The organism is Mesorhizobium sp. WSM3868 (assembly GCF_002294785.1).
Lineage (GTDB): Bacteria > Pseudomonadota > Alphaproteobacteria > Rhizobiales > Rhizobiaceae > Mesorhizobium.
Genome location: NZ_NSGB01000006.1, coordinates 60,272 through 82,689, shown reverse-complemented (window position 1 = coordinate 82,689; position 22,418 = coordinate 60,272). Strand labels below are relative to the sequence as shown.

Annotated in this window: 16 protein-coding genes and 1 tRNA gene; 5 read left to right on the top strand and 12 right to left on the bottom strand. The window is 61.9% G+C overall.

Features of this window, described 5'->3' with window-relative positions; translation table 11 throughout:
- Positions 1 to 2: 2 nt before the first annotated feature.
- Positions 3 to 1,610 carry a carboxyl transferase domain-containing protein gene (locus CK221_RS12015; protein ID WP_095777871.1) on the bottom strand — a complete coding sequence of 536 codons (1,608 nt, stop codon included), beginning with the start codon at positions 1,608 to 1,610 and terminating at the stop codon, positions 3 to 5.
- A gap of 244 nt (positions 1,611 to 1,854) precedes the next feature.
- On the opposite strand from CK221_RS12015, the gene CK221_RS12010 reads away from it, so the two are divergent.
- Positions 1,855 to 2,247 (top strand): hypothetical protein, encoded by a 393-nt coding sequence (locus CK221_RS12010; RefSeq protein ID WP_066997523.1) that lies wholly within the window; start codon positions 1,855 to 1,857, stop codon positions 2,245 to 2,247.
- A gap of 17 nt (positions 2,248 to 2,264) precedes the next feature.
- Here the strand turns inward: CK221_RS12010 and CK221_RS12005 are convergent, their stop codons facing one another.
- The 7 genes from CK221_RS12005 to CK221_RS11975 form a co-directional block, all read right to left on the bottom strand.
- Positions 2,265 to 3,428 (bottom strand): isovaleryl-CoA dehydrogenase, encoded by a 1,164-nt coding sequence (locus CK221_RS12005; RefSeq protein WP_066997520.1) that lies wholly within the window; start codon positions 3,426 to 3,428, stop codon positions 2,265 to 2,267.
- A gap of 57 nt (positions 3,429 to 3,485) precedes the next feature.
- Complete coding sequence (locus tag CK221_RS12000) at positions 3,486 to 4,136, bottom strand: TetR/AcrR family transcriptional regulator (RefSeq protein WP_066997517.1); 651 nt, start codon at positions 4,134 to 4,136, stop codon at positions 3,486 to 3,488.
- A 136-nt stretch (positions 4,137 to 4,272) separates the two neighbouring features.
- Positions 4,273 to 5,700, bottom strand: a complete 1,428-nt coding sequence (locus CK221_RS11995) for an HlyD family type I secretion periplasmic adaptor subunit (RefSeq protein WP_095777870.1) — start codon at positions 5,698 to 5,700, stop codon at positions 4,273 to 4,275.
- A 1-nt stretch (position 5,701) separates the two neighbouring features.
- Complete coding sequence (locus CK221_RS11990; protein ID WP_245430628.1) at positions 5,702 to 7,411, bottom strand: type I secretion system permease/ATPase; 1,710 nt, start codon at positions 7,409 to 7,411, stop codon at positions 5,702 to 5,704.
- 104 nt (positions 7,412 to 7,515) lie between these two features.
- Positions 7,516 to 8,673 (bottom strand): CAP domain-containing protein, encoded by a 1,158-nt coding sequence (locus CK221_RS11985; RefSeq protein WP_095777868.1) that lies wholly within the window; start codon positions 8,671 to 8,673, stop codon positions 7,516 to 7,518.
- Between the two features lie 201 nt (positions 8,674 to 8,874).
- Positions 8,875 to 9,159 carry an acylphosphatase gene (locus CK221_RS11980; protein WP_066997510.1) on the bottom strand — a complete coding sequence of 95 codons (285 nt, stop codon included), beginning with the start codon at positions 9,157 to 9,159 and terminating at the stop codon, positions 8,875 to 8,877.
- A 72-nt stretch (positions 9,160 to 9,231) separates the two neighbouring features.
- Positions 9,232 to 10,344 (bottom strand): pyridoxal phosphate-dependent aminotransferase, encoded by a 1,113-nt coding sequence (locus CK221_RS11975; RefSeq protein ID WP_095777867.1) that lies wholly within the window; start codon positions 10,342 to 10,344, stop codon positions 9,232 to 9,234.
- Positions 10,345 to 10,474: 130 nt separating this feature from the next.
- Between CK221_RS11975 and CK221_RS11970 the strand changes: the two genes are divergently transcribed.
- Together CK221_RS11970 and CK221_RS11965 are read left to right on the top strand one after the other, a co-directional pair.
- Positions 10,475 to 12,142, top strand: coding sequence for a sulfotransferase (locus CK221_RS11970; protein WP_095777866.1), 1,668 nt, complete (start codon positions 10,475 to 10,477; stop codon positions 12,140 to 12,142).
- 300 nt (positions 12,143 to 12,442) lie between these two features.
- Positions 12,443 to 14,122: a sulfotransferase gene (locus CK221_RS11965; protein WP_095777865.1), complete on the top strand. Its 1,680-nt coding sequence runs from the start codon at positions 12,443 to 12,445 to the stop codon at positions 14,120 to 14,122.
- 493 nt (positions 14,123 to 14,615) lie between these two features.
- On the opposite strand, the gene CK221_RS11960 is transcribed toward CK221_RS11965, so the two are convergent.
- Together CK221_RS11960 and CK221_RS11950 are read right to left on the bottom strand one after the other, a co-directional pair.
- A complete protein-coding gene (locus CK221_RS11960) occupies positions 14,616 to 15,752 on the bottom strand; it encodes a porin (protein WP_095777864.1) in 1,137 nt (378 codons plus the stop codon).
- A gap of 435 nt (positions 15,753 to 16,187) precedes the next feature.
- Positions 16,188 to 16,278: transfer RNA gene (locus CK221_RS11950), tRNA-Ser, on the bottom strand.
- Between the two features lie 441 nt (positions 16,279 to 16,719).
- On the opposite strand from CK221_RS11950, the gene CK221_RS11945 reads away from it, so the two are divergent.
- Together CK221_RS11945 and CK221_RS11940 are read left to right on the top strand one after the other, a co-directional pair.
- Positions 16,720 to 17,871, top strand: coding sequence for a porin (locus CK221_RS11945; RefSeq protein ID WP_095777863.1), 1,152 nt, complete (start codon positions 16,720 to 16,722; stop codon positions 17,869 to 17,871).
- 244 nt (positions 17,872 to 18,115) lie between these two features.
- Positions 18,116 to 19,189, top strand: a complete 1,074-nt coding sequence (locus CK221_RS11940; RefSeq protein ID WP_095777862.1) for a site-specific integrase — start codon at positions 18,116 to 18,118, stop codon at positions 19,187 to 19,189.
- Positions 19,190 to 19,260: 71 nt separating this feature from the next.
- Here the strand turns inward: CK221_RS11940 and CK221_RS11935 are convergent, their stop codons facing one another.
- Both CK221_RS11935 and CK221_RS11930 read right to left on the bottom strand, forming a co-directional pair.
- Entirely contained in the window at positions 19,261 to 20,151 is an 891-nt protein-coding gene (locus tag CK221_RS11935; protein ID WP_095777861.1) for an alpha/beta hydrolase, read from the bottom strand.
- A gap of 143 nt (positions 20,152 to 20,294) precedes the next feature.
- Positions 20,295 to 22,337 (bottom strand): lytic transglycosylase domain-containing protein, encoded by a 2,043-nt coding sequence (locus CK221_RS11930; RefSeq protein ID WP_095777860.1) that lies wholly within the window; start codon positions 22,335 to 22,337, stop codon positions 20,295 to 20,297.
- Between the last annotated feature and the right edge of the window lie 81 nt (positions 22,338 to 22,418).

Genomic DNA, 22,418 nt, shown 5'->3' with positions numbered 1-22,418 from the left:
CGTCACATCCTGAACACGCCGAACTTCGTTTCCTCGACCCCGGTATTGAGCGCCGCCGAGAGGCTGAGCGCCAGCACCTCGCGTGTTTTGGCCGGATCGATGATGCCGTCGTCCCAAAGCCTTGCCGAAGAATAGAGCGGGTGACCCTCATGCTCGTATTTCATCAGGATCGGCTTCCTGAATTTCGCTTCCTCCTCGGCGCTCCACTCACCGCCCTTGCGCTCGATGCCCTCGCGCTTGACCATGGCGAGCACCGTCGCCGCCTGCTCGCCGCCCATCACCGAAATGCGCGCATTCGGCCACATCCACAGGAAGCGGGGCGAATAGGCGCGGCCGCACATGCCGTAATTGCCGGCGCCGAACGAACCGCCGATGATCACCGTAAGCTTCGGCACGCGTGCCGTGGCGACCGCCGTGACCAGCTTGGCGCCGTCCTTGGCGATGCCGCCGGCCTCATACTTTCGCCCGACCATGAAGCCGGTGATGTTCTGCAGGAAGATCAGCGGAATGCCGCGCTGGCAGCAGAGCTCGATGAAATGCGCGCCCTTCAGCGCGCTTTCCGAGAACAGCGCCCCATTGTTGCCGAGGATGCCGACCGGCATGCCGTGCAGATGCGCAAAACCGGTGACCAAGGTGGTGCCGTAATTCTGCTTGAACTCGTCGAACTCGGAACCGTCGACCAGACGCGCGATCACCTCGCGAACGTCATAGGGCTGGCGCAAATCCGTCGGCACGATGCCGTAGAGTTCATGCGGATCGTGAAGCGGCGATACCGGTTTCTGTAAGTTCAGGCTTACGGCCTTGTTCCGATTCAGGTTCTTGACGATGCGTCGGCAAATGGCCAGCGCGTGCTCGTCATCCATGGCATAGTGGTCGGCGACGCCGGAAAGCCTGGTGTGGACCTCGGCGCCGCCGAGCTCCTCGGCGCTGACATCCTCGCCGGTGGCAGCCTTCACCAGCGGCGGGCCGCCAAGAAAAATGGTCGCCTGGTTGCGCACCATGATCGTTTCGTCCGACATCGCCGGCACATAGGCCCCGCCCGCCGTGCAGGAGCCCATGACGCAAGCGATCTGCGGGATGCCGGCTGCCGACATGTTGGCCTGGTTGTAGAAGATGCGGCCGAAATGCTCACGGTCGGGGAAGACCTCGTCCTGGTTGGGCAGGTTGGCGCCGCCGCTGTCGACCAGGTAGACGCAAGGCAGCTTGTTCTGCAGCGCGATCTCCTGCGCGCGCAGATGCTTCTTCACCGTCACCGGATAATAGGTGCCGCCTTTCACCGTCGCGTCGTTGACGACGACCATGACCTCCCGGCCTTCGACACGGCCGATGCCGGTGATGATGCCGGCCGACGGAATATCCTCGCCATACATCGACCATGCCGCGAACTGGCCGACCTCGAGAAAAGGCGAGCCGGTGTCGAGCAGTTGCGCCAATCTTTCGCGCGGCAGCAGCTTGCCGCGGCTTTGGTGGCGCTCGCGCGCCTCGTCCGAGCCGCCGCGCTCGATGCCCGCCGCCTTCTCGGCGATATCGTCGACCAGCGCCCGCATGCGCTCGGCATTGGCGCGGAAGCTTTCCGAGGAGGGGGAGATTTGGGTTTGGAGTGTGGCCACGTTATTCCTCACACCTCTTGATGCCGCAACGCAACCAGTGTAACAGCCCGCACCCGGATGCTGCGTGCGCAGCGCGGCATCTTTTGTACGAATGACACCTCAGGAGGCGACGATGAAAGGCATCGATATGCGTTTCACCAAATGTCTCCCCTCGGCCATGGCCTGATGCCGCCGAAGGGCGGCTTTCCACGTCCCGGATTCGAGCAAAAGGAACACGGCGCCTGCAAGCGCTGTGGGTGTCACTATGTATGTGCGGTTTGTAACGCCGCTGATCCATCCGAAGAGCCGGGTAGAGAGCGGCTTTTTCCATGCGTCCTGGTACTTGTACCGGAATGGCTGCCCGGACTGGATCCATGGCGAACTGGAGGATCAGTTCGACTGGTTCAATCGGCATTTGCCCATTCCTGGCCGGGTTGGGCGGCATTTCAAGCGCCGTGAGTCGATTTGGGGCGTCTGCTGGTTCCACCCGAACGCCAAGGAAGCCATCAGCCGTGCGCGCTATTGCGCCTGGCTGATCGAGGAGGGCGGCTTGCCTGTGCGCTCGATCACGTCCCGGCGCCAGCGTGAGGTTCTGTGGCGCGATGAGCATCAGATCGTCGCCAAGCCGACCGACGACCTGCCCAAGGCGTTCGGCTGAGGTGACGGAGGGAGACATCACACTCCCTCCGCCATGATCTCGCGGCCGATCAGCCAGCGGCGGATCTCGCTGGTGCCGGCGCCGATCTCGTAGAGCTTGGCGTCGCGCAGAAGCCGCCCGGTCGGATAATCGTTGATATAGCCGTTGCCGCCGAGCAGCTGGATGGCATCGAGCGCCATCTGCGTCGCCTTTTCGGCCGCGAAGAGCACGCAGCCGGCGGCGTCCTTGCGCGTGGTCTCGCCGCGGTCGCAGGCACCGGCCACGGCGTAGACATAGGCGCGCGCCGCGTTCATCGTCGAATACATGTCGGCAAGCTTGCCCTGCACCAGCTGAAAACTGCCGATCGGCTGGCCGAACTGCTTGCGCTCATGCACGTAAGGCACCGCCACGTCGAGGCAGGCCGCCATCAGCCCGATCGGCCCGCCGGAGAGCACGGCGCGCTCATAGTCGAGGCCCGACATCAGCACCTCGACGCCGCGCCCTTCCTCATGCAGCACATTCTCGAACGGCACCTCGACATTCTCGAAGACGAGCTCGCCGGTGTTCGAGCCGCGCATGCCGAGCTTGTCGAGTTTTTGGGCCACCGAAAACCCGGCAAAGGTTTTTTCGATGATGAAGGCGGTGATGCCGCGCGAATTGCGCTCCGGATCGGTCTTGGCATAGACCACCAAGGTCTCGGCATCGGGTCCGTTGGTGATCCACATTTTCGAACCGTTGAGCACATAGCGGTCGTTGCGCTTTTCGGCGCGCAGCCGCAGCGACACGACGTCCGAGCCTGATCCGGACTCCGACATTGCCAGCGCGCCGACCTTTTCGCCCGAGCAGAGCGCAGGGAGGTATTTCTCCTTCTGTGCCGGCGTTGCCCAGCGGTTGATCTGGTTAACGCAGAGATTGGAATGCGCGCCGTAGGAGAGGCCGACCGAGGCGGATGCGCGGGAAATCTCCTCCATCGCCACGACATGCGCGAGATAGCCCATACCGCTGCCGCCGAACTCGGCATCGGCGGTGATGCCGAGCAGGCCGAGCGCGCCGAGCTCCCCCCACAGATGTGCCGGGAATTCGTTGGAGCGGTCGATATCGGCCGCGATCGGCGCGATCCTGTCTTGTGCGAAGCGCCTTACGGTATCGCGCAACGCCTCAATGTCGGCATCAAGCCCGAAGTTCAGCGTATTCGTGTACATGGCGTTCCTCCCGGCGCATGACCCCGAAATCGACTTCGATAAGGATAATGCGCGAAATCAAAGTGCCGTGGCCTCCTTTGCGCGTCGGACGGGACGCGTTGCGCTGCCGGCGCCGATCTTCGCGCCGACGAGCCGCCTTGTCATCGAAAGATATGTCTCCGTGACTTCAGAGATCGACAGCCGCTCGCCCGGACGGAACCAGACGATGACGCCGGTCATCATCTGGATCAGCGCCATGGCGGTCAGGCCGACATCGTCGATCTCGAAGATGCCGGCGTCGGCGCCGTCGCGCAGGATCGCGCGCAATTCCTTCTCATAGGCCGTGCGCATCTTGAGGATCTGCGTCAGCCGCTCATGCGAGAGGCTGCGCAATTCCATGTTGGAGACATGGGTGGCGCGGCGCCGCTCGATATGGAAGGCAATGTGGTTCTCGACATAGGCGGCGAGCCGCGCCGCCGGATCGGCCGGTGCCGGGCGCGCGTCATCCCAGGCCTTGAGCAGGCCTTCCATATGCTCGCGCATCAGCGTGAACAGCAGATCCTCCTTGGTGGGAAAATAGCGATAGAGCGCGGCGGCCTGCACGCCGACTTCGGTCGCCAGCTGGCGCATCGACATCGCCTCATAGCCGAGCCGCGCGATCAGCCCGACCGCCGCCTCGCGAACGGCCGCCTCGGTTTTTTCGCCATCTGAACCCGTGGTGCGTGCCATGTTTGCCTCTGCGAAGCAGATAATAAAACGAACGTTCAATTAATTCAAGCGGGCAAGCGATGGTGTTCAGGCCGAAGGGCAATGGCCTGCAATCGGTCTGACGCAAGCCTCGGCTGGATCTGTAGAGCGGAGCGACTTAGTCGCCGCGGAAAGCGCGGCTCGCCTGATCGGTCAGGGGCTTAAGCAGATAGGAAAGCACCGTGCGGTCGCCGGTTCTCAGGAACACCTCCGCCGGCATTCCCGGCTTCAGTTCCAGCGATCCCGCCTGTTTGAGGCTGCTTTGCGTCAGCACGATGCGCACCGCGTAATAGGCGACCCCGGCTTTCTGGTCTTCGATGAGGTCGGGCGAGATACGGTCAACCTGGCCCTCGACTTCCGGCGTGATCTGCTGGCTGAAGGCCGAAAGGCGAAGCGTGGCGTTCTGTCCGATGCGCACCTGGTCGATGTCCTGCGGCGCGACGCGCGCCTCGACCACCAGCGCGTCGGCGCTCGGCACGATCTGCATGATCGCCTCGCCGGGCGCGATCACGCCGCCGATCGTGTGCACGGCCAGCTGATGCACCCGGCCCGATTGCGGGGCGCGGATATCGATCTGCTTCAGCGTTTGCTCGGCCGCGATCTGACGCTCGCGCAGTTCGCTCATCTTGCCGTCGATCTCCCTCAGTTCGCCCGCCACTTCGCTGCGCAGGTCCTGATCGATCTGGATGATCGCCAGTTCCATCTCGCTGATGCGCCCGCGCGTCTGCGCGGCGGCGGCGATCAACTGCCCGTTTTCGCCGTCGAGCCTTGCCTCGGCGCGTTCGCGATCGGCCAGACGCGAGATCGGCACCAGCTTCTTTTTCCAGAGGTCCCGCATGCCCTCGAGCTCGATCTTGGTGAGGGATATCTCCTGCTGCTTGCTCCTAAGCTGGGCCTCGATACCCGCGATCTCCTGACGGAACTGCACGATGCGCTCGCGTAGCTGTGAAATCTTGCCCTCGCGCGCCTGCCGCCGCAGCGCGAACAGCCTGTTCTCGCCGTCGATGAGATGACCGATCTGAGGGGCATGCGCGTTTCCCGACAGCTGCTCGGGATAGAGCACCGCCTGGGCGCCGTCGCGTTCGGCAATCAGCCGGGCGCGGCGGGCAGAGAGCTCGTCGAGACCGTTGTCGACGATGGCGAGATTGGCACGCGCCACCGTGTCGTCCAGCCGCACCAGGACGTCGCCTGCCTCGACCGTGCTGCCGTTCTGCACGTTGAGAGCGCCGACGACGCCGCCTTGCGGATGCTGGACGGACTTCACGTTCGAGCCGACGACCAGATGGCCGCCTGCGACCACGGCTCCGGCAAGACTGCTTGATGCCGCCCAAAGGCCGAGCCCGCCGACAAGCAGCGCCGCTGCGATCGCTCCCGCCCGCACGTTCCTGCGAATGGCCTGACGCAAGCGCTGCTGCTGGGGCGAAGCACCTTCGATCGGCTTCGAACCGCGGTCGAGCAGCGCGATCGCGCGCGCCCTGGCGGACAATGCGATGTCGCGCACCACGCGCAACGCATCGGCTTTGGAATCGGGCGTTGCCGACCTCATCTCAGCCCGCCGATCCGACCGCATGCAGCGGTTTTGTCACCGGCTGCAAAGCCTGCCGTGCGATCTCGCTCTTCAGCCCGAATGCCTGCTGCCTGCCGCCATTCAGCACCAGCAAGTGGTCGAGCGCGGCGAGGGCGCTGGGACGATGCGCGACCACGATGACGATGCCCCCGCGCGCTTTGATGCCTTCGATGGCACGCGTCAGCGCTTGGTCGCCCGCGGCATCGAGGTTGGAATTCGGCTCGTCGAGCACGACCAGGAACGGATTGCCGAACAGCGCGCGCGCCAGGCCTACACGCTGACGCTGTCCGGCGGAAAGTGCCGCGCCGCTCTCGCCGATCTCGGTTTGATAGCCTTCGGGCAGGCGCAGGATCATGTCGTGCACGCCGGCAGCCTGGGAGGCTTCGATGATCGCCTCCGGCATGGCGTTCTCGTCGAAGCGGCTGATGTTCTGGGCGACCGTACCGGCGAACAATTCGACATCCTGCGGCAGATAGCCGATATGGCGGCCAAGCGCCTGCGCCGGCCACTGCTCGATTGCAGCGCCGTCGAGACGGATCTTGCCGCGCATCGTGGGCCATACGCCGACGAGCGCGCGCACGAGCGACGATTTTCCGGAGCCGCTCGGGCCGATCAGGCCCATGCCGGAGCCGGCGCCGAGCGAGAAGTCTATATCCTCCAGCAGGATGCGACGTCCACCAGGCGCCGTCACCCCGACGGTTTCCACAGCGAGTGTCGCGTTTGGCGCCGGAAGCTCCATGCCGCCATCGTCGACCGGAAAGGCGGCAAACAGATCGACCAGTCTCTGCCAGCTCTGGCGCGCGCTGAGGAAGTGCTTCCAATACGCGGTGGCGAGCTCGATCGGCGCCAGCGCCCGCGATGTCAGGATGGAACTGGCGATGATGATGCCGGGCGTGGCCTGCTGGTAAATGACCAGATAGGCGCCGAGCGCCAGGACCATCGACTGCAGCATCATGCGCATGATGCGCGAAGCCGCACCCAATCCGCTCGTCAGGTCGCTCGCCTTCGCCTGCGCCTCGCGGAAGGCGTTGTTTGCTTGGCTCCAGCGCCCGGCCAGCCTCTCGCCCATGCCCATGGCGGCCAGCACTTCGGCGTTGCGGGCGCTCGCCTGCGCGATCGCGCCGCGCTTTGTGCCGAAGCCCGACATTGCCTTGGTCGGGGCGCGGACCAGGCGATCGGTGAGCCCCGTCAGCGCGACCAGCAGCAGCGCGCCGATGAGCGCCGCGACGCCGATCCACGGATGGAAAAGAAAGCAGATCACAACATAGAGCGGCATCCATGGCAGATCGAACAGCGCACCCGGGCCGGGGCTGGAAAGGAAGCCGCTGACCTGGTCGAGGTCGCGCAGCGCCTGCAGGCCTTCGCCGCGATCAGGCGTTCTGAGCGGCAGCCGCACGAGGCAGTTGAAGACGCGGCCGGCGATGAGCTCGTCGATGCCGGCGCCGATGCGTGTCAGCACGCGCGCACGGATCGCTTCGAGGACGCCCTGGAAGGCATAAAGCACGGCGACCAGAATGATCAGCGCCACCAGCGTCGGCACGCTGCGGCTAGGCAGAACGCGGTCATAGACCTGCAGCATGAACAGCGAACCGGACAGCATCAGCACGTTGATGAGGCCGCTGAGGCCGGCGACGGCCGCATACGGGCCGCGGAAGGAGGCGAGCGCCTTGCGAAGCTCGGAAGGTTTCAGGTCAGCTAAAGGCGAGCGTGTCAGATGGTTACCCCCGAAAAAACCGCGCCCGGCTTGAGGCGGGTTGGCGGGCCGCGATCGAGGCGCGGCCCGCGGTGAATGGATCAGCCGACGAGTTCCGTCGTTTGATGGTCGGAATGGCCGGCAATCTGCGCCAGGATCTTGGTGATCGCGGACTGCGCCGCATCGGCCGCGTCGGCAAAGACCGGATTGTCGGCCGGCAGGTGGTCGTGCAGCCCCGCTGCCGCCCGTTCCACAGCCTGCTGGACATGGTCCGACGGATCCGGCGCGTTGTCCGGATTGGCGTGCGAGGCGTGACGGAACAAGAATTGGTCGCTGTCCAAGGCCACCGCATCATGCTTGGGCGCGTCGGTGGAGTCGGTGAGACCAGGCGTGCCCCGGTCGCCAACAGGATGCTTGCCGAAGAAGTCGGCGAGCCAGTTTTTGGTGCCGTTGCCCGTGTTCGGTCCGCTGGTCGGCGCGGCCGGGGCGTGGCTTGAATCGGATCCTGAATCTTCTGCCGATGCCGTCGCCGCGAGCGTGCCCGATTTCATTGCCGGGTCGATCAGGTCGCGCTTGACGCTCTTGGTGCCGATTGTCGCCGTCTGCGTCGAAGTGGCGATATTGGCGCCCGAAAAAGTGACGTTATAGGTGCCGGGCTTCAGCGCTAGATCATAGCCGCCGGCGGCCGAGGTCGTGGTCTTAAAGGTCTGGCCGGCTGAGTTCCTGGCGGTCACAGTGATGGTGCCCAGCCCTTCGCCCGGATCGTAGAAACGGTCGCCGTCCTTGTCGTCGAAAGCGACGCCGGTGAGGAAGAGATCCGTGCCGCTCTTGGCGAAATCCTCCGTGACGAAGGCGCTGCTGCGGCCCTTGTAGTCGCCGACCTCGAAGGCGAGCCCAACTTCACGGAAGTTGGAATTGAGGATGTTGGCCCGATGCCCGGGAGAATTCATCAGATTGGTGTGGAGAAGCTTGACCTCGTCGACATAGCCGGTCGGCGCGCGGGTCGTTGCCCAGGCGATGTTCTCGCCCGTGGCCCATGAGCCGCTCAGCGTATAACCGGCATTCGTCATGCGCGTCGTCGGCGACGAACCCCCGGAGCCGGTGTGAGAGAATGTGTCGGTGGCCAGCATCCACTTGTCGTGGCCCTCGGCGGCTTCGCTGAGATCGTTGTCGAAGGCCAGGGGCTGGGCGCCGGCCTTGGCGCGCTCAGCATTGATGAGCTCGAGCAGATACTGCTCGTTGGCACTGTGCTGCGGCATTGGAATATCCCCGTTGATACTGTTTGGTGAGCCCCCTGATCTCCGTCACCCGCCTTTCCGGCTATGGAGCAAATATGTTCATCATGCGGCGCTAAAGTAACGAATCGGAATATACGCACATATATCGTGTGCGTGTCGCACCAGAAGCAGTGTCGGACGGGTTGCCGATCAGTGGATGGAAGCTGATTTCGGCGGACTTGACTAGGCGATGATCCTGAAGTCGATAGGTGCACTGTCGTCCGTGCGTTCTTCGACCTCGACCCTGATGACCGTCGCGCCCCTAGGCCCCCGCCACAGCCGATCGACCATCGAGTCGATCGCTGCGTCGGCGCCGGCGATGAGCGCCGTGACCGAACCGTCGTGCTCGTTTCGCACCCAGCCCGTCAGTCCGAGGCGCACGGCTTCGTCCCGCGCCCAAACCCGGTAGCTGACCCCTTGCACCTTGCCGGAGATGCGCGCCCGAACGGTTCTCTTCTGCTTGACCATGCTCGTCTCCGCCTTCGAAGCCTTACGGAATCCGGCTCGGCGCCGCGCAAACGCAACGGCTGTGGATCGCCGTTAGTTCCCCCGCGCCGCCGCCAGCGCGCCAGGCAATTCCTCGGCGAAGATGTCGAGCTCATGGTCGAGGCCGACGCTGACCCGGATGCAGCGGTCGAGCCGCGGCGCCATCGGCTTGCGGATGAAGACGTCGCGCGAGAGCAGCGCCTGCATTACTGTCAGCGCGAAGGCGCCGTCGCGGCCGCAGTCTATGGTGACGAAATTGGTAGCCGAGGGCAGCGGCTTCAGCCCGTTCTCCTCGGCGATGGCCGCAATGCGCCGGCGCCCCGCGGCCACGCGCGCCACCACCGAATTCAGATAGTCCTGATCGGCCATCGCCTCGAGCCCGGCGATCTGCGCCATGCGGCTGACGCCGTAGTGGTTGCGGATCTTTTCGAAGTCGCGGATCACTTCCCGTTCGGCCACCGCATAGCCGCAGCGAATGCCGGCAAGTCCGTACGCCTTGGAGAAGGTGCGCATGCGCACGACGTTCGGCCGCGCGACGTCGATCGGCGGCAGCGCCGATGCCGGTCCCAGCTCGCCATAGGCCTCGTCCAGCACCAGCATGGTGGTCTCCGGCAGCGCCTCGATGAAGCGGACGAGGTCCGGCGCCTCCCACCAGCTTCCCATCGGATTGTCCGGATTGGAGAGATAGACGAGCGGCGCTCTTTCCCTGGCGACAGCGGCAAGCAGTCCGTCCAGGTCCTCCTTGTCGTCGTCGTAGGGAACCGTCACCAGCCGGCCGCCGACGCCGGCGATGTGGAAGTTGAAGGTAGGATAGGCGCCAAGCGAGGTCACCACCGCGTCGCCCGGCGCGACATACATGCGCGCGACAAGGCCGAGCAGCCCGTCAATGCCTTCGCCGACCACCACGTTCTCGACGCCGATATTGTGATGCGCGGCCGTCGCGACTTTGAGGTCGAAATTGTCGGGGTCGCAATACATCCACTGGTCGCGCGCGACGCTCTCCATGCGGGCAATCACGCGCGGCGAGGGTCCAAAGCTGCTTTCATTGGCGCCGATGCGGGCGCGGAAAGGCCGCCCGCGCTCGCGCTCCTGCGCCTCCGGCCCGACGAACGGCACCGTGGTGGGAAGCGCGCCGACGATCGGCGTAAGGGAAGGGCGCTGTAGCATGGCAAAGGCTCGGTTGAGAAAGGTGGCTTCTTGCTAGCGTGAGCGATGGAAGGACGCAAGCTGCGCCAGAACCATATCGATTGCGCGGCTCAGGCTAGATTCCGCCGCTTGTTTTTGGTAGCGAGGAACCATGAACAATCGACTGCCGCCTGCTTGGTCAAAGCACATCAGATCCGGCCCTGCGCCGCAAGCCAAGTTGCCACAAGCCAGTTTGCTGAAAACAAATCTGCGCGCGCGAGAGAGAGCCGACGACGAGCTCCTGAAGCAAGCCTATGAACACCAGCAAGCCAAACGGCTGGACGAGGCTCAGGACTTGTGCCTCCAAGTCCTTGCGCGCACGCCAAATCATCCTCTTGCTATGTACATCCTGGGGACAGTGTATGTGGGCTACGACGATGAAAAGTCTTTGCGATATTTCGCGCGAGCTGTCGGCGAGGAGCCTAAAAATCCTTACTACCATCTAAGTCTCGGCGACGTCTATGTAAAACTCAGCGAATTTTCGTCAGCGATCAAGCACATAGAGTATGCACTGGACTTGCAGCCTGACCTTGTAGAAGCGCTTTGTTCTCTTGGCCGTGTTTATTTGGCGTTTGATAAACCAGAGATGGCATTGCCGCTCTTCGAGAAGGCGTTGAAAACCAATCGCGACCATCCGAAGGTACGCATAGGGCTTGCTAACGCGCTCAGCAGCCTCGGGCGGATGGATGAAGCCGCTACCTACCTGAAGGAAGCGATCGAACGGCGGATTGAATTGCCGACTGCCTATAACGATCTTGTACACACCCGCAAATTCGCGGAGGAGCCCGCGGAATTCCAATCCATTCTGCGCGAACTCGACAATTCAAAGTTAAGCGCTGAGAGCGCGGGGCAGCTCCATCACGCGGCCGGCAAAGTTCTGAACGACCTCAAACGCTACGAACAGGCTTTTTTTCACTTTAACAAGGCGAAAGAGGCCTTGGGTTACAGGTTCGATGTCGACCAGTACCGGCGCTGGGTCGATTCGATGATCGAGATATTCACCCCAGACCTGCTAGCCGAAAGAGCGGGCTATGGAAATTCGTCTGAAGTGCCTGTTTTTGTTGTTGGCATGCCACGTTCGGGGACCACGCTTACTGAACAAATTTGCGCCAGCCATCCGTATGCGCACGGCGCGGGCGAACTTAGCAAGCTGAGGCGAGTTGCGAACGCAACCGGCCAACTAGATCGCTCTTCGGGCGACATGGCCCAATCGATCATGTCAATCACACCCGATCTTTCAAAAATGCTGGCGGATGAACACTTGGCTTATCTACGGGAGAGGGCACCCCATGCGGCGCGCGTCATCGATAAGATGCCGCACAATTTCGAAGTGGTAGGCCTCATCTGGCTTCTCTTCCCCAACGCGCGGGTCATTCATTGCCGTCGCGACGCCATCGATAATTGTGTTTCTTGCTTCATGCTGGCCTTTAGCGAAGGTCATAGCTACAATTGCGATTTGCGCACACTTGGACTTTACTATCGCGAGTATGATCGCTTGATGCGCCATTGGAACAGAGTTTTCCCGGGTCGTATTCTCGAAAATCGTTATGAGACGCTGATTGAAAACCAGGAGGAGCAGTCGCGCCGTCTGATAAACTATCTTGGGCTATCATGGGACGATGCATGCCTTCGCTTCTTCGAGAGGGATGGTGCGGTAAACACGTACAGTCGCTGGCAGGTTCGCCAGCCGATCTACAAATCTTCGGTGAAGCGCTGGAAGAACTATGAGCGCGAAATCCAGCCCCTGATCGAAGCGTTGGGTGACTTGGCGGAGATTTGACTGCCACTGGCAAGGCTGCCCCATATCTCAATTTGGCCTCTGGCGCACCTGGGTTGACAGAGTACGACCAAAACACCTTGGGCGCCCTGGCGAGCTGTAATGCGCGCCGAAATTGATATGTCAGCGCAAATAATCTCCTCTGAAACGATGCCGCTTGCGGGAAGGGAACATCCGCCAAGGCTGGCAGTACCTGTGGGCCGATCAGACGGAGATGGATTGGGGCGCTGAACATCTATTTCAGCGGACCCGCATCGCATTGTGTTTACTGGATTCGGCCAGCCCCCTTTGCTAGCCAAAGGGATGAATAACCGACTGCCGCCTGCCTGGTCCAAACACCTCAAATCCGGCGTTACGCCGAAGTCCAGATGGCCCCAGGCAAGTCCGCCACAGCCGAGCCTTCAGAAGCAAGATTCGCTTGCCCGCGCACAGGCCGACGACGCTTTGCTGAAGAAAGCTTATGAGTGTCAACAGGCCAAACGCCTTGATGAAGCACAGGATTTATGCTTCCAGGTGCTGGCTCGAACGCCAAATCATCCGCTGGCCCTGTACATCATGGGCACCGTCTGTCTGGGTTACGATGATGAGGCGGCCTTGCGCTATTTCGCGCGTGCAGTCGGCGAGGAGCCTAGAAACCCCTACTACCATCTTAGCCTCGGCGAGGCCTATGGGAAGCTGAGTGAATTCTCAGCGGCCGTCAAACACATCCAATATGCCTTGCAAGTGCAGCCCGATCTGGTAGAGGCGCTTTGTGCCTTGGGGGGCGTTTACACCCAGTTCGACAAACCTGATCTTGCTTTGCCCCTGTATGAGAAGGCGCTGAGGATCAAGCGCGACCATCCCAAGGCGCGGATCGGAATAGCAGCCGCGCTCACTGGCCTTGGGCGCATGGATGAGGCCGCTTCCTATATCAAGGAGGCGATCGAACGCCGCATCGACGTGGCGGCCGCCTACTACGACCTTGTGCAAACCCGAAAATTCACTGAGGAGCCCGCCGAATTCCAGTCGATCCTTCGCGAGTTGAACAGGCCGGGGCTTAAGCCGGAGGCTAAAGCGAGTCTCAACTACGCCGCCGGTAAAGTGGAGAACGACCTTAAGCGCTATGCGGCAGCCTTCGGCCACTTCAAGAAGGCGAAGCAAGCGGAAGGTCACAAATTCGACATCGATCGGTACCGTCGTTTCATAGACCTGACGATTGAAACGTTTACGCCGGATTTCTTTGCGGTAAGGTCTGGTTACGGCAATTCTTCCGAAGCGCCTGTGTTCGTGGTGGGCATGCCGCGCTCGGGCACCACGCTTACCGAACAGATATGCGCCAGTCATCCCGAGGTTCACGGGGCGGGAGAGTTGAGCAAGCTAAGGCGGGTGGCGAATGCAATCGGTCTGCAAGCCTCTGCCTCCGATTTTGATAAACCGATCACGACAATCACCGAGGGCTTGTCCAAGACGTTGGCAGAAGAGCATCTTTCCTATCTGCGGGAGCGCGCTCCGACGGCGCGGCGCATCATAGATAAGATGCCGCACAATTTCGAATTGGTTGGCCTTCTCAGCCTTCTCTTCCCTAAGGCGCGCATCATTCACTGTCGCCGCGATGCTATCGACAACTGCGTATCGTGCTACGTCCTGCCGTTCAGCTCGACGCACGGCTACAATACGGACCTGCAGACGCTCGGTCTCTACTATCGCGAGTACGATCGCTTGATGCGTCATTGGAACGAGGTGTTCCCGGGCCGCATCTTCGAGAATCGATATGAGACACTTGTGGAGGACCAAGAGGCGCAGTCGCGCCGGCTCATCGATTATCTCGGGTTGCCGTGGAATGATGCCTGCTTGCGCTTCTTCGACAGGGAAGGGGCGGTTACCACCCCCAGCCGCTGGCAGGTTCGTCAGCCGGTCTACAGATCCTCCGTGAGGCGCTGGAAGAGTTTCGAAGCCGAGATCACCCCCCTGATTGGAGCCTTGGGTGACCTGGCCGAGCTTTGAATTCGATCGCCGGGCGCAGCCGCTCCGGCCAGCCAGTTGCTCGATCCGGAGATTCTGACGGCTTGGTCGTTTGCTTGAGGAAATGCGGCGACGCAAAGCCGGATCCGTTATGACCGTTCGCGCCCCCTTTGTCCTGCCGGACCTTCGGCAGCAACTGCGGGCCGGACTGAATATCTCCCCACAAGTCGCGAGATTGGCAGCTTCGGCATCCCGTTCCATGCTGCGACGTTGGCAATTGGCATATGCGGCGTGACATTCGATCAGCTCTCAAGTGATGGAGAGATGTCCGGCAGTACAGGAGCGGCTGTCCCCCCGGATTTTAGGAGCTCTCCACAGCCGCTACGCCGATATCGTGTCGAACGCCAAAGGCGGCTCGGACATTGCTGCAACACCCAAACTGCGCAGCGATTGGGGACCTCGACATGCACTCAAAACAGAAAAAACCCGGCGGTTGCCCGCCGGGTTTTCCTGTCTCCCCAGAAAATATCTGGTTCTAGAAGTCGCGCTGGAAACGGATGATACCGCCGACGCTGTTCTTCTTGGTGGCACCGGTCCAGTTGGAATTGTCCAAATCGCCGAACCTGCCATTGTGGAGGAAGTCAACTTCGGGCGTGATGGTGAGGCCGGGAACGACAGTGTAGGCAACGTTAGCTGCAATGCCGTAGTTCTTGAACTGATCGCCCGACACCTGGAGGTTGAAGGAGGCCTTGTCGCTGAACTTGTAAGTGCCGCCGGCCCAGAAGGCCCAATGGCCGCCCCATGGCTTGTAGAAGGAGCGAGCGAGTCCAACATCGCTAAGCTTGCCGTCGCTGCCGTAACCGAACATGCCGAACAGTGACAGTTCATTGGTCACGTTCACATCCAGGCGAACCTTGCCGGATACGTTTTCGTAGTTGCTGTCGTAGGCAACGACACCGACGATGTCGCCCCAGCCCTGCGTGTACTTCACGCCGCCGACGACATGCGGAACATAGCTGTCGATCGTGCCAATTGCCCCGTCATATCGACCCGAACCCTCTTCCAGCGAGACCACCGCCGAGAAGCCGTTGCCGGCATCGAAGTAGTACTGGATTTCATTGGTCTGGAAGCCGCCATAGGGGACCAGCGTGTCGTTGATGACGTTGCCGGCGTAACCGACGAAGGTGTCGAAAGCCGATTCGTCGAGACCGACGCGCAGTCCACCGAGCTGTACCCAGGCGAAGTGCAGGTCGAAGGTCTTGTTGCCGGCTTCGTTGTACTCAAAATCCCCGTTGCGGTTGCCGAAATTCATGCGCATTTCGGTGTAGGTCTTCAACGTGCCGAGCTCGGTTTCCTGGCCGGTCCAGGTCTTGAGCGTGAAGCGGGTGTTTTTGAACCACGTGCCCTGGTCCTTGCCGGTTACGACATCGCTCGTGCGGGCGCCGTCGAACGAGCCGATGTCGCCACCAGCGGCATCGTAGCGGACATAGCCGCCGATGCGCAGGCAGGTCTCGGTGCCCGGGATATAGAAGTAGCCGGCGCCGTAAACGTCGCAGATCTTGACGTATTCAGCCGGTTCCGGCTCGGCGACGGTCACCGCGTCGGCGGCGCGAGCACCGGAAACTGCGATCAGGGCCGCAGCTGAGCCGAGAAGAAGGCTCTTGATGTTCATTTTCTGACCTCCAGTCAGAATCGAACAGCAGCGCCGATTTCACTCGACTGTCACCGGTGTCAGTGCTTTGTTATTGCTGTATTTTTTCCGAGTAGCCGCTACCAAAGACGTTTGCTGGCGAACGCGTGCCCGGATCCCGATTTGAGATAGCGCTCGGACCAAAGTCGCCTTTGCTCGGCTTGAAAAGGCCATGTAGGTCACGATCGCCACGCGAGAAATTTGGAAGTGTGACTGGACTTTCCGGCGTTATGCTCAGCAATTCGTCGCCGCAGGTCCGATGTAACGCTCGCCTACGAAAGCCTCGCTCTCAATCAGGCATGCGTACTCACACGGACCGGCCCTCCTTCGCCAAGGCTTCGGAGCGCATCCTCTCCGCCATCCTGCTTCGCACGAACTGTAGGGCTTGTCCTGCGAAGCGCGCAGCGCGAAGCAGGATGGCGGAGAGGATGGGATTCGAACCCACGAGAAGCTTTTGACCTCTACTCCCTTAGCAGGGGAGCGCCTTCGACCACTCGGCCACCTCTCCGTCGCGCCGCTGGATAAAGAAAAGCGCCGCCACAATCAACAAGCCGGCGCCATAATCGCCGAAAATTTGGCATCGGCGGCAAGACGGATGGCCTCATGGGGCGATTCCATGGCGATTCCCTGCCTGGCGACTCGCAGCTGGCGCCGCAATTTCGGCCGCCCATCGCCGGATTCGACCGGCGCAAGGCCTTAATGGTTAATGAGAACTTTCGGAGTGAGGCCAAATCGTGTCATTTGTGCAACAACGTTCGGGGATAGCGTGCGGACGGGGCTTCTGCCGATACGATCATGGTTGAACGCCGCCGCCGCCTGGGTAAAGGTCGCGTTCGAAGGAGCGGCGCGGTGCGCATCTTTTTCGGTAAGTGGGGATGGGGCAGGGAACGCTGTCCTTCAGCAAAAAATACCCAGACCCGTTTTTTAACTTTTGACTGGAGGTCAGAAAATGAACATCAAGAGCCTTCTTCTCGGCTCAGCTGCGGCCCTGATCGCAGTTTCCGGTGCTCGCGCCGCCGACGCGGTGACCGTCGCCGAGCCGGAACCGGCTGAATACGTCAAGATCTGCGACGTGTACGGTTCGGGCTACTTCTATATCCCCGGCACCGAAACCTGCCTGCGCATTGGCGGCTATGTTCGATACGACATTGGCTTCGGCGATGTTGGCTCGTTCGATGGTGCCAAGGCTCTCGACAAGATCGATGGCGACGAGAACGGCACGTGGAAGAAAAATGCTCGCTTTACGCTGAAGACCTGGACCGGCCAGGAAACCGAGCTCGGTACCCTGAAAACCTACACCGAGACCCGCTTCAACTTCGGCAATGGTAGCGGCAGGGATGGCCTCGTCACCACCACCAATCCGGCTGGCAACAAAGACGTGTCGCTGAACTTCGCCTGGATCCAGCTCGGCGGTCTCCGCGTCGGTAAGGACGAATCGGCCTTCGATACGTTCATCGGCTATGCCGGCAACGTCATCCAGGACACGATCGTTCCTTACGGTGGCTTCGACACCAACGTCGTGCAGTACTATTTCGACGCCGGCAACGGCTTCTCGGCTGTGGTCTCGCTCGAAGAGGGCTACGGCGACGTTTACACCATCGACAGCTATGTTCCGCATGTCGTCGGCGGTGTGAAGTGGACGCAGGGCTGGGGCGCCGTCACCGGTGTTTTGGCTTATGACAGCAATTACGAACAGGTGACCGGCAAGGTTCGCTTGGACGTCAACGTCAATGACCAGATCTCGCTGTTCGGCATGTTTGGCTATGGCAACGACGGCAAGCTCAACGATGATAATTTCATCGACGCTAATGGTCGCGGCTTCTACAAGATCTGGGGCGGTAACTGGGCTTGGTGGGCTGGCGGCACCTATAAGTTCAACGAGAAGACCTCGTTCAACCTCCAGGTGTCGGGTGACGACGACAAGAATTACGGCGTCGCGGCAAACGTTGCCTACGACGTTGTCCCGGGCTTCACGGTCACGGCCGAAGTTGACTGGAACCATTATGGCAACTTCGATACCCCGACCATTTATGGCAACTGGACCAACGCTGACAAGAAGAACAGCGTCGGCGGCATCCTTCGCTTCCAGCGCTCCTTCTAAGGGCTGGACTGCAACAACATGAAATCCGGCCCGGGCATCTCTGCGCCCGGGCCGTTTTGCTTTTCGCGATGGATCAACGCAACGAAAGGATGGGGGTGATACGGTAAGCTGATCGGGTCTGTAGAGCGACTTTGTGGGATCCGCCCTCGGCGGATGGGGTCGGAGGCCAGACTCGAAAAACTCTTGAAAGGATGCTCCCGAGCGGTTAGGGCTGGTCCCTTAACCACAGGGGGTGTGGCTAAAAATGTCGAATGAAGCGATTCAAGAGGGGGAGCCCTCTGGTCATTTTGCGGTATTTTCTTCTCAGAATTCGAAGTTTAGGTACACCTATAACAAGGTCCGGGAAGTAAAATCGTACAGGGTCAGTGAGCTCTTTACAGCATACCGGGATATACTCTGGGATGATGGGCGGCATAAATACAATGTCAGCTCATTCATTGGTGAAATAGACGAGATCCTTCTGGGAGAGCGTTTCAGCACCTTTGACCAGAACACCCTGGACAATCTTATCGGTACCTTGCGCCAGCGCGGGAACAGCAACGCAACCATCAATCGCAAGATGGCTGCACTCAGCAAGCTGCTGCGCAAGGCTCATAAGATGGGAGATATCCACAGCCTGCCCGAGTTCCGCCGCCAGAAGGAGCGGGCGGGACGGATTCGTTTCCTCGAAAGGGACGAAGAGGCAAGGCTGTTCGCCGCCATCAAGAGCCGCAGCGAAGATGCTTACCGACTTTCGGTCTTCCTGGTCGACACCGGCTGCCGTCTCGGCGAGGCGCTCGGCCTGATCTGGAACGACATCCAGGAACACCGCGTCAGCTTCTGGATCACAAAGTCGGGCCGCAGCCGCACCATCCCGATGACCGAACGGGTCAAGGAGGTGATCAAGCTGCCGCCGACCACCGAAGGCCGCCGGCCAAAGGGTCCGTTCACCAAGCTCACCCAGGCGCAGTACCGCGCCATCTGGAACGAGGCGAAGGCCGAAGTCGGTCTTGGCGCCGATGAGCAGGTGGTGCCGCATATCCTGCGCCACACTTGCGCTTCGCGACTCGTCCAGGGCGGCATCGACATCCGGCGCGTGCAGATGTGGCTCGGTCACCAGACGCTGTCGATGACCATGCGTTACGCGCACCTCGCCACCAACGACCTCGATGGCTGCGTCGTGGTGCTGGAGAAGCCGCGTGCCGAAGAGGCGCCGCGGCCCGCACAGAACTCGGTGTTTGCGTCCCCGTTGATCACGCCGTCATCGACCAAAGCCGCTCGCAAGGAGAGCGGCTCGGAGCCCGCGAAGGCAGGCCGCAAGAGCTCGAAGGGCAAATAGGCGGCACGCCACGCGCCGGGAATCTATATTTCAAAAACAGGCCCGGGGCGGAGTTAGTCTCGGGCTTTACTTTACGTGGACTTGACTTCGGCGCGATCGAGGAAATCCGCAATCTTCTTCGGCAGGTTGCCGGTTTCCAGGAAGGGCGCGTGTCCCTGGCCTTCGACCGTGATCGTTTGCATGCCGGGATGACGCTTTGCCATCTCCTCGATCGTCGCGGTGGAGAGAAGCGTCGAATTGCCGCCGCGTATGGCGAGCAACGGCACGGCGGCAAGCGCGTTGAACTGTGGCCACAGATCCGGCAGTGGCTTGCTGAAGTCGACATTGGCCAGGGTCTCGACCAGGGCAGGATCGAAATCGGGCACCAGCCCGGCATCCGTGTCGCGGCAGATGGCGCCAACCATACGCGCCCAGTCGGCATCGGTGAGCGCCGGGAAGCCGCCACCATGCACGCGCCGCTGCGCATCGACTGCCTCGGCGAATGTCTTCGGCTTCGGCGCGCGATCGAGATATGAGCGGATATGGGCCAGACCTTCCGCCTCGATCACCGGGCCAATATCGTTGAGGACAATGGCTTTCAACGCGGCCGGCTTCAGCGCGCCGAGCACATGGATGATGAGTCCGCCGCGCGAGGTGCCGATGAAGCCAGCCTCTTCGATACCCAGCGCCGACAAGCCAGCGAGCACGTCGCCGGCTTCGACGCCGACATTGTAGTGGCTGATGTCGGGATCGTAGTCGGATCGGCCACGGCCGCGATAGTCGAAAGCGACGACCTTGCGCGGCGTCTTCGCCTTGCCGGAGAGGTAAAGCGCGAGCTCATGGAAGTCGCGCGCATTGCGGGTGAGGCCGGGCAGACAGACGACCGGCCAGCCACCGCTGTTCGGCTCGCCATAAATGCGGGCATGCAGTTTCAGCCCATCGGGTGCGGCATAGAAGAAGTCGGAGAAACCGTCGCTCGCCATCCGGATGCTGCTCCTCGCTGAGGTGACCGACAGCTACAGGCGAGGGCGGCCGCGGTCAAATCATTGGATGCGGGAGGTTTCCGGCAGGACAGAGGGGGGCGCGAAGGATCGCCAACCTGAGGCTTGCATACGCCCGCCGGCCCTCAACTGCGCCCGTTCACCAAATCCCCGACGATGTCGTATTTGCCGGAAATACGCATCTTGTAGACTTCATAATTCTCCATCACGCGCTGCACGTAACTTCTTGTTTCTGTGTATGGGATCCGCTCGACCCAGTCGACGACGGCGTCCACGTCCTTGCCGCGCGGATCACCATATTTCGCCACCCACTGGGCGGCGCGGTTTGGGCCGGCATTGTACCCGGCGAAGGTCAGCACATAGGAGCCGTTGAAGCGGTCGAGCTGCTCGCCGAGGAAGGCTGACCCCAGCGTCGCGTTGTAACCGGCATCGGTCGTCAGCCGCGTTTGCGAGAAGGTCATGCCGGCCTTCTTCGCCAGTTGCTTGGCGGTACCCGGCATCAACTGCAAGAGGCCGCGCGCGCCGGCGCTGGAAATCGCCGCGACATTGAACTCGCTCTCCTGGCGGGCGATGGCATAGGCCAGCGCCTTGCCGGAGCCGGAGATATCGGCCGAATCGGGAATGACACCCAACGGATGCGAAAGCGCACCCACATCGATGCCGCGCTGGGCGGCGATCTTGCCGACCTTCAGCGCCATGAAATGGTTGCCCTGTTTTTCGGCAAGCCCCGCCAGCAGCGCAAGCTCGCCGGGGCTGGTCAGCTGCCCCGCGAGGTCGCGGTAGAGCGTCTCGGCATAGCGGTCATACCCTGCCTCCTGCAGCCGCTTGATCGCTTTCACCGCCTCGCGGCCCTCGAAGCTTTGGCGGTCGGCCGCGCTGGGCGTGGGATGGACGATGCTCAAGGTTCTGAGGCCCACACGCTCGCCGGCAAGCTGGCCGTAGAAGGTGGTGCCGTAGCTGGCTGCCCGGGTGAAATAGTCCTTGGCGCTGCCCGGGCCGCCGACTTCCGCGGCGCGGCCAAGCCAGTAATAGGCGCGCGACAGCGACACCGGTCCCTGGGCGAGCTCGGCGATGCGTGAAAAATGCGAGGCGGCCGCTGCCGGATCGTTGAGACCGCGCAATGCATACCAGCCGGCATGGAACTCGGCTTCCGCGGCGCTGGCCGCGCTTTCGGCCGCATGCATGGAGGCGATCTTGTAGGCGGTCTTTATGTCGCCTTGATCGACCAGCTCGCGCGAAAGAACGCGCCGCTCCACCCACCAGGCATCGGGATCGACCAGCGCGTCGCGATTGGTCGGCGCCTTCATCACGACTGCCGCGGCATCGGCAACTTTTTGCTGCTTGCGCAGATATTCTGCCTCGGCGAAGAAATAGCCGGCCGAACGCTGCGTCGCCGGCACCGCCTTCAACAGTTTCGCCGCGTTTTTTTCGCCTTTATCGACCGCCACCCAGGCATCCGCCAGTTGCTGGGCGCCGGCAAGGCCGGCGACGCGCAGCGCCGAGGACGGCCGGTCGGCATAGAACATGCGCTCCATGCGATAGCGATGATCGGCCGCGGGGATCAGCGTGCCGAATTCCTTGATGATGGAAGTTTCGTCCTGGGCATCCAGCTTCTCCGTGCGCCAGAAGGGCACCAGCACCGCGCGCGCCGCCGCTTGATCGCCCAGCGCCACCTGCGAGCGGGCAAGGATGATCACGCCTTCCGGCGTCAGCGGCTGGCTGCGGCCGAAGGCCCGCACCACCACTGGCGGCGGCGGGTTCTCGCGATAGAGCGCGCGCTCGCTGTTCCTGCGCAGCGCGATCGTGCCCGGCCATCCAGGCAGCATCTTGGCGGCATCGGCGATTTCGCCGCTCGGCACCTGGTCGCCGCCATACAGCGCGATCGCCCAGGCCAGAATGTGCCGGTCGAGCGAGGTGGAGGGCAACGTGTCGCGGGCATTGCGCGCCGCGGCGATGTTGTTCACCGCGAGCGCGTCGAGTCCGCTCTTCAATTGCGCGATGCTGGACGGAGGCTGAAGCTGCTGCGCCTGGTCCGCGGCCGACGGCGAGCCCGGCGCGGCAATCGCCGCCGTCACGCGCACGTCGACGCTGCCGCCGATCGCCATACCCGGTATCAGCGCGACAGCCGCGCTCAAAAGCGCGAACAGATGAGGCCGACTTGTCGGCATTGTTCCACCCCGGCACATTGTCAGCAGGCAGGGCCTTCGAGGCCGACCCGGAGCCTAAACTTAGGTCGTGAAAGGCTCGTA